This is a genomic window from Candidatus Cyanaurora vandensis (genome assembly GCF_013285555.1).
In the GTDB taxonomy this organism is placed as follows: domain Bacteria; phylum Cyanobacteriota; class Cyanobacteriia; order Gloeobacterales; family Anthocerotibacteraceae; genus Cyanaurora; species Cyanaurora vandensis.
Genome location: NZ_JAAXLT010000108.1, coordinates 21,655 through 29,072 on the forward strand (window position 1 = coordinate 21,655; position 7,418 = coordinate 29,072).

Annotated in this window: 4 protein-coding genes and 1 pseudogene; 2 read left to right on the forward strand and 3 right to left on the reverse strand. The window is 55.0% G+C overall.

Annotated elements, in window-relative coordinates; genetic code table 11:
- Positions 1 to 132 precede the first annotated feature (132 nt).
- Positions 133 to 2,772, reverse strand: a complete 2,640-nt coding sequence (locus HFM78_RS07655; RefSeq protein WP_287128840.1) for a choice-of-anchor tandem repeat GloVer-containing protein — start codon at positions 2,770 to 2,772, stop codon at positions 133 to 135.
- 225 nt (positions 2,773 to 2,997) lie between these two features.
- Positions 2,998 to 4,419 (reverse strand): type I glutamate--ammonia ligase, encoded by a 1,422-nt coding sequence (gene glnA, locus HFM78_RS07660; protein WP_287128841.1) that lies wholly within the window; start codon positions 4,417 to 4,419, stop codon positions 2,998 to 3,000.
- 211 nt (positions 4,420 to 4,630) lie between these two features.
- Between glnA and HFM78_RS07665 the strand changes: the two genes are divergently transcribed.
- Complete coding sequence (locus HFM78_RS07665) at positions 4,631 to 6,442, forward strand: glycosyltransferase (protein WP_396033226.1); 1,812 nt, start codon at positions 4,631 to 4,633, stop codon at positions 6,440 to 6,442.
- Between the two features lie 202 nt (positions 6,443 to 6,644).
- Here the strand turns inward: HFM78_RS07665 and lspA are convergent, their stop codons facing one another.
- The gene (gene lspA, locus HFM78_RS07670) at positions 6,645 to 7,106 is read right to left on the reverse strand and encodes a signal peptidase II (RefSeq protein WP_287128843.1); all 462 of its coding nucleotides are present in this window, start codon (positions 7,104 to 7,106) and stop codon (positions 6,645 to 6,647) included.
- Positions 7,107 to 7,177: 71 nt separating this feature from the next.
- On the opposite strand from lspA, the pseudogene HFM78_RS07675 reads away from it, so the two are divergent.
- Positions 7,178 to 7,418 (forward strand): annotated as a pseudogene (locus tag HFM78_RS07675) (DNA processing protein DprA); the annotation flags it as partial.

The window sequence follows — 7,418 nt, forward strand, 5'->3', positions numbered from 1 at the left end:
AAAGTCAGTGCTTATGCGCCAAGACCGCGTGGCGCCTGTCTTCTGTGAGGAGAGCGTCTTTACCATCAAAAATGGGGGCTAGCACCGCCCCCTCAATTCCTTGATTCAAATGTCGGCTAGCTATGAACTCATTTACCGGCGTAGGTTTGGGTCAAGCTTACCCCCAGCGGTCTTGCTGAGGACGGGAGCTGGTTGAGACTCGTTTAGCCGAAACACCGTGCCACAACCATTGAAGCAATTTAACGAATTGCCACCGTTGAAGGTTGTGCCGTAAACGCTACCATTACTGCCTTGCACTACCTCAGCGACTGGATAGCGACCATTGTTGATATCGAATTTCACCAGCGTGTGGAGCACACCACTAGGGGTTACCCGATACACGGTCCCGCAACCGGTGGGGCACTTGGCATTACCGCCAATTGAGGTCGTGCCGTAGAAATTACCATCACTGAGCCGCGCTAACTTAGCTCGTGGATAGCCACCATTACTGCCATCAAAAGTAACCAAGGTGGTAAGCGTACCGGTGGGAGTTACCTGAAACACCGTGCCACAGCCATTCAAGCAATTGGCTGAACCACCACCTTTTTCGGTTGTACCGTAGAAGTTGCCGTCACTACCCTCCACCAAGGGCGCATAGGGAAAGATACCCTTACCATTGCCAAAGCTCGCCAGGGTAGTGCGGATGCCACTGGGAGTCACCCGATATACTGTGCCAAAACCAGTATTGCCACCCGTAGCCGTCGTACCGTAGAAACTACCATCACTACCCTGAAGCAAGCCAGAATAAGCACCTTCAAGGTTGTCGAGAACAGTGAGGGTGCCACTGGGGGTCATCCGAAAGGCCGTGCCATTGTTAAGACTACCGCCGAACCGCGTGACACCATAGAAGTTCCCATCATTACCCTCAACTAAAGCAGATGAGGGAGAGCTGCCATTGGTGTCATCAAAGTTGACTAGGGTCGTCAGGGTGCCTGTGGGGGTTATCCGAAATACCGTGCCTGCACCAAAACTACCACCCCCGGCTGTCGTGCCATAGAAATTACCATCTGTGCCCTGCACCAAACTAGCCGCCGGAGAGTTGCCATTGATCCCGTCAAAGTTGACTAGGGTTGTGACCATACCCGCCGGGGTCATCCGAAACACCGTGCCACAGCCACCGGAACAATTCGTTGAACTCCCTCCGTACTGGGTGGTGCCATAGAAGTTGCCATCCATACCCTGCACCAATCCACCCGAGGGCGAGCTGCCCTTCGTGGTATCAAAGTTAACCAGAGTAATGGCGGGGCCACCCACCACCGTAAACACGCTGTCGCTTGTGGTTGTTCCCCCCGCCGTAGTGATGGTAATGGGGCCAGTGGTAGCTCCCGTGGGCACCGTGGCGAGAATGATAGTGGGTGTACTGACGATGAATTTAGCCACGAGGGTATTGAACTGGACTTGGGTAGCTCCATTGAAGTTGGTGCCTTGGATGATGACGCGGGTCCCTGGGGGTCCGCTGGTGGGGGTGAAATCGGTGATGGTCGGCGTAGCCGGGGCTAGGTCTACATCTAAGCTAAACACCGTGCCACAGCCACCGGAACAACTCGTTGAGCTACCACCGGACTGGGTGGTGCTGTAAAAGTTGCCATCATTGCCCTGCACTAATTCGGCAGTGGGACGACTCCCATTGGGGCCAAGGAAGATGACCAAGGTGGTGAGGGTGCCCGCTGGGGTCATCCGAAACACCGTACCCTTGCCCTCAAAACCGGGACTACCACCAGCACCCGTTGTACTGTAGAAGTTGCCATCACTGCCCTCCACTAGAGCCGCAAAGGGGTTATCACCATTGGTAGTGTCAAAGTTGACTAGTGTCGTGAGGGTGCCTGTGGGGGTCATCCGAAACACCGTGCCACGACCAAAACCGCCATTTAGGGAAGAAGTGCCGTAGAAGTCGCCGTCACTACCCTGAACTAAACCAGCAGCAGGATAGGAGCCATTAGAGCCATTAAAGTTGGCCAGCGTGGTCAGGATACCCGTCGGGGTCATCCGATACACCGTACCGAAGTTAGAAAGTCCGCCAGAGTAGGTAGTGCCATAGAAGTTGCCATCACTGCCCTGGACCAATCCACCCGAGGGAGACGAACCATTAGAGCCATTGAAATTGACCAAGGTGGTGAGGGTGCCCGCAGGGGTCATCCGATACACCGTGCCGACCTCACCCGTTGTACCGTAGAAGTTGCCATCACTGCCTTGGACCAAGGGAGCATCAGGAAAGCGTCCAGCCGTGCCATCAAAGTTGACCAGCGTGGTGAGAGTGCCCGTCGGGGTCATCCGAAATATCGTGCCACAGCCATCAAGGGGAAAACACCCTGCACTACCCCTTGAACTGCCACCCTGGGGAGTCGTGCCGTAGAAGTTGCCATCCGTGCCCTGGATCAATGCAGTCGTGGGATAGCCGCCATTGGCAATATTAAAGTTGACTAAGGTAGTGCGGAGACCACTGGGAGTCATCCGAAAGATCGTACCCTGATTGGTGCTACCACCGCGCTGAGTGGTGCCGTAGAAGTTGCCATCTGTGCCCTGGACCAATCCGGCAGCAGGCGTCTGTCCATTGGTCTGATTAAAGTTAACTAGCGTGGTCAGGGTTTGAGCGGAAGCAGCTCCGAGTAAGCTCGACAGCAAAACCATGAACAGTGCAACTCGCCGAAAAGCCGTAGTGACTCGGGATGAATTGGGTGTAATGTTTGCAACGGGAGCTTGGACGAAGGCTAGTGCACTAGCGCGTGAAGGCATGGTAGGCTCCGTAGGAAGATAATGACACCGGGTCAACGGCATTCACTTCAGTAGTCATGGGCTAGGCTACACCAAGTATTCTGTTTTCCCATGTCGTGTAGATGACTTGGCATTAGTACATCCCCGACTGTCCCCCATCAAGATAGGTGGAGCAAAAACACTCTTTTTTTAGTCACAACTAAAAAAGGGTCCCATTACTAGGACCCGGCGCGGACGTAAGACGGATTACACGTCGTAATAAAGCTCGAATTCGTAGGGGTGGGGACGCATCTGCATCGGGATGACTTCCTTACTGAGCTTGTACTCGATCCAGGTGCTAATCAAATCCTCGGTGAAGACATCGCCAGCCAACAAGAACTCGTGGTCATTCTTGAGGTTCTCTAGGGCCTCAGCGAGGGAGCCGGGGGTCGAGGGGACCTTGGCGAGTTCTTCAGGGGAGAGTTCGTAGATATCTACATCTAGGGAATCACCGGGGTCAATCTGGTTCTTAATCCCGTCCAGACCCGCCAACAGCATCGCCGCAAAACCCAAGTAGGGATTACAGGAAGCATCAGGACACCGGAACTCTAACCGTTTGGCCTTGGGGTTGGTGCCGGTGACGGGGATACGGATCGAGGCGGAGCGGTTGCCACTGGAATAAGCCAGATTTACCGGGGCCTCGTAACCAGGAACCAACCGCTTGTAGGAGTTGGTCGAGGGGTTGGTGAAGGCCAAGAGTGCCGGGGCGTGCTTGAGAATACCGCCGATATAAAAGAGGGCCATTTCACTCAGACCCGCATAGCCATCTCCGGCGAAAAGGGGCACGCCGTCTTTCCAGAGCGATTGGTGGGTGTGCATCCCCGTACCGTTGTCGCCGTAGAGTGGCTTGGGCATGAAGGTAGCGGTTTTGCCGTACTTACGGGCCACGTTTTTGATGACATATTTGTAGGTCATCATAAAATCTGCGGCCTGAACCAAGGGTGCGAAACGGTAGCCCAACTCCGCTTGACCCCCGGAGGCGACTTCGTGGTGATGTTTCTCAATCGGTACGCCCATCTTGCCCATGGTGAGGAGCATCTCGCTACGGATATCCTGCTGGGAGTCCGTGGGCGGGACCGGGAAATAACCACCTTTATTTTTGGGTTTGTAACCGAGGTTCCCCCCGGTCTCACTGCGCCCAGAGTTCCAGTTCCCCTCCGTGGAGTCCACATAGTAGTAGCCGGAGTTAGTGTTCTGGTCAAAGCGCACATCGTCAAAGATGAAAAATTCCGCTTCGGGGCCAAAGTAGGCGGTGTCGGCAATCCCCGTGGACTGGAGATAGGTGACGGCTTTTTGGGCAATGGTGCGTGGGTCGCGGTTATAGGGGATACCTGACCGAGCCTCATTGATACTACAAGTAAGGTTCAGGGTCGGGCTTTGGGTGAAGGGGTCCATGACCGCCGTAGTGGGGTCGGGGATCATCAACATATCGGAGTCGTTGATGGCTTTCCAGCCCCGGATGCTCGAACCGTCAAAGGCTAGCCCCTCGGTGAAAGTCTCTTCTTCAATCATGCTGGTATGAAAGGTCACGTGCTGCGAGATCCCGAGCAGGTCGACAAACCGGAAGTCAACGAGTTCGACATTATTATCTGCAATCATTTGCATGACTTCTTGGGGCGTCTGCGCCATCTGAAATGCTCCTTGTGAAAACCTAAGACCCTAAGCCAAGTGATCGTAAGCACATATGAGACCACAAATTGTAGCCAGGGATACTCAATCCCCTGCTTATGCCCTAATCTTTGTCCATACTTCTATCTGGAGTTAGATAGTCATGGACGAGCTCTGCCTGTATGCTTCTTAGACAGCAATCTGAGGGACGATGGGTACGGTTTCAGTCCTGATGCCCGCGTTTAATCAGGCCGCTTTTCTGCCCACGGCTCTTGCGAGTCTCTACAGCCAGACCTTCATAGACTGGGAATTAATAGCAGTGGATGATGGTTCCACCGATACGACTTGCCGGATTTTGGACCAAGCCACCCAGGACCCCCGCTGCCGTCATTTTCGGCTGGGGACGAACCGGGGCCTCGGGGCCGCACTCAATTGGGCATTGGACCAAGCACGGGGCGACTTGATTGCCTACTTACCCTGTGATGACCTCTTTTACCCTGAACATCTGGCGCGGTTGGTAGCTGTTTTAGCCGCTCATCCTGAGGCGATGTTGGCCTATAGCGGGGTGCGATACCACCAACATCAGACCACTTACGGTCCAGTCCCAGAGCGGGGTCTACAACTAGTCCAGGTCATGCATCGGCGCACCCCCCAACGCTGGATTGAACGCATTGAACTCGTGACGAATGACCTAGAGCGGATGTTCTGGACTAAGGCCGCGCTACCGATAGCCCGCGTCGCTACAGAATGCGTGACCGCCGAGTGGGTAGACCATCCCCAGCAACGCCACAAATTTATCCTCGAACCCCTGGGCGGCGGACTCAATCCCTACCGCCAGCACTATGGAGTCGCCCATCCGCTCTGTTTTCACTCGACAGCAGGCAATTTCACCGATGAGCCCAGTCATTACCGATGTTGGCGCGAACGCCCATCAACTCCGCCAGCTCCCGATGGATTAAAAATCCTTTTGGTGGGCGAACTGGCCTTCAATCCCGAGCGGATTTTGGCCTTGGAGGAGCGGGGTCATCAGTTGTATGGTCTATGGACGCCCAAGCCTTGGTGGTTTAATACCGTCGGCCCCCTCCCCTTCGGACACGTCACAGAGGTCCCACGCCAAGAGTGGCGGCAAGCGATTCGCCATCTCAAGCCCGACTTAATCTATGCCCTCCTCAACTGGCAGGCGGTCCCCTTTGCTCATGAGGTCCTGATGGCAGACTTGGGGATTCCTTTGGTCTGGCACTTCAAGGAGGGGCCCTGGTTGTGTCGGGCGATGGGAAGTTGGCCTGAATTGGTGGATTTGCAGACGCGTTCGGCTGGACAAATTTATATCAGCCCGGAGCAACGGGATTGGTTTGAGCAGATGGTCCCTGGCAGTGTGAGGAGTCAGCCAACCTTACTCCTAGATGGGGATTTACCCAAGGCAGATTGGTTTACCCAGCCGCGTAGTGAGCGTTTATCGACGACTAAAGGCGGGTTTCACACGGTGGTCCCCGGTCGGCCCATTGGTCTCAAACCCGAACTAGTCCGTCAATTAGCAGACCAGGATATCCATTTACATTTTTATGGGGATGTGAACCACTCGGGGTGGCGGCAGTGGACTGAGGAGGCCCAGGGGTTGGCGGCGGGCTACCTCCATCTCCATTCCCACGTGGGTCAAGACCGTTGGGTGAGCGAACTCTCTCAGTACGATGCGGGCTGGCTGCACTTTTTACCGAGTAACAATGGTGGCGACCTACGGCGGGCCTGTTGGGATGACCTCAACTATCCGGCGCGGATAGCAACCTTGGCAGTGGCGGGTCTACCCGTGATCCAGTACGACAACCAGGGCGCGGTGGTGGCGACTCAGACCCTAGCGCACCGTTTGGACATAGGGTTATTTTGTCAGGACATGGCGGAGCTGGGGAGTCAGTTGCGTGATACAACCCGACTGACCGCGATTCAAGAAAACGTCTGGCAGGTTCGTGAACAGTTCACTTTTGATTATCACGCTGACCGTTTAGTGGATTTCTTCCGGCAAGTCATCGCTCATGGGAGTCGGGGTTGAGTAAAAATAGTGATTCTGCCGCTCTAAGGTGAAATTAAACCGAGAACCATCTCCGTCCCCTACCCCATAAGTAGGGTAGGAGGAGCAAGAATAGCCTTTACTTGCCACTGCCACTCTGTCTTGTTCCTCTAGTTCTAAGGACTCAGTACGGAAATTCCAACGACTCTCGAACAATTGATGGTTGGGATTACTGGAGTGGTACTTATGTCTTCTCCCACCGTAAGCTAGCCCACAACAGACAAGCGACCCCCAGGTTAATCGCCACATCTGCCACATTAAAAACCGCAAACTGAATAATCCGGGCATCCAAGAAGTCCACCACTGCCCCGGTCAGCACCCGGTCCACCCCATTCCCCACCGCCCCGCCCAAAATCAACCCGTAACCCACCGCTTCCCACGGCTTAAGGCGCGGACCCAAGAGCGCGTAAAGGGCGATGACCAGACTCACCCCCACCGAGACCCAGGGTAAAAAGTTTACCCCCGCCTCCGCAAACAGACTAAACGCCGCCCCCCGGTTGGTCACATGGGTCAGATGAAAAACCCCCGGCCAGAGTGGGACCGTCTCCCCCAAGGGCAATTTCGCCACCACCCAAAACTTCGTTCCCTGGTCAATACCCAAGGCCAAAAGTGCAGCCAACCAGAAATTAATATTTTTGACCTGCATCCCCTCACCTTAACCCGCGCCACGCCCACAGACTGGGTTATAAATGCTCGGTACTCCAGGAGCTTAGGGCAATGACTAGCGAGCGGGCCTATTGGTTGGCGTGGCAACAGGTAGAAGGTGTGGGTCCCCATCGTTTGCGGCGGTTGCAGGAATACTTTGGCAGTCTTGAACAAGCTTGGCAAGCCGCTCTACCCGAACTTGGACAGGTGACCGGGTTTAGCCCAGCCATCCTCGAACGCCTGGGTACCCACCGCCGCCAGACCAATCCCGTGACCCAAGCTGAGACCTGGACGGAAAAATTCGGTCCCCACC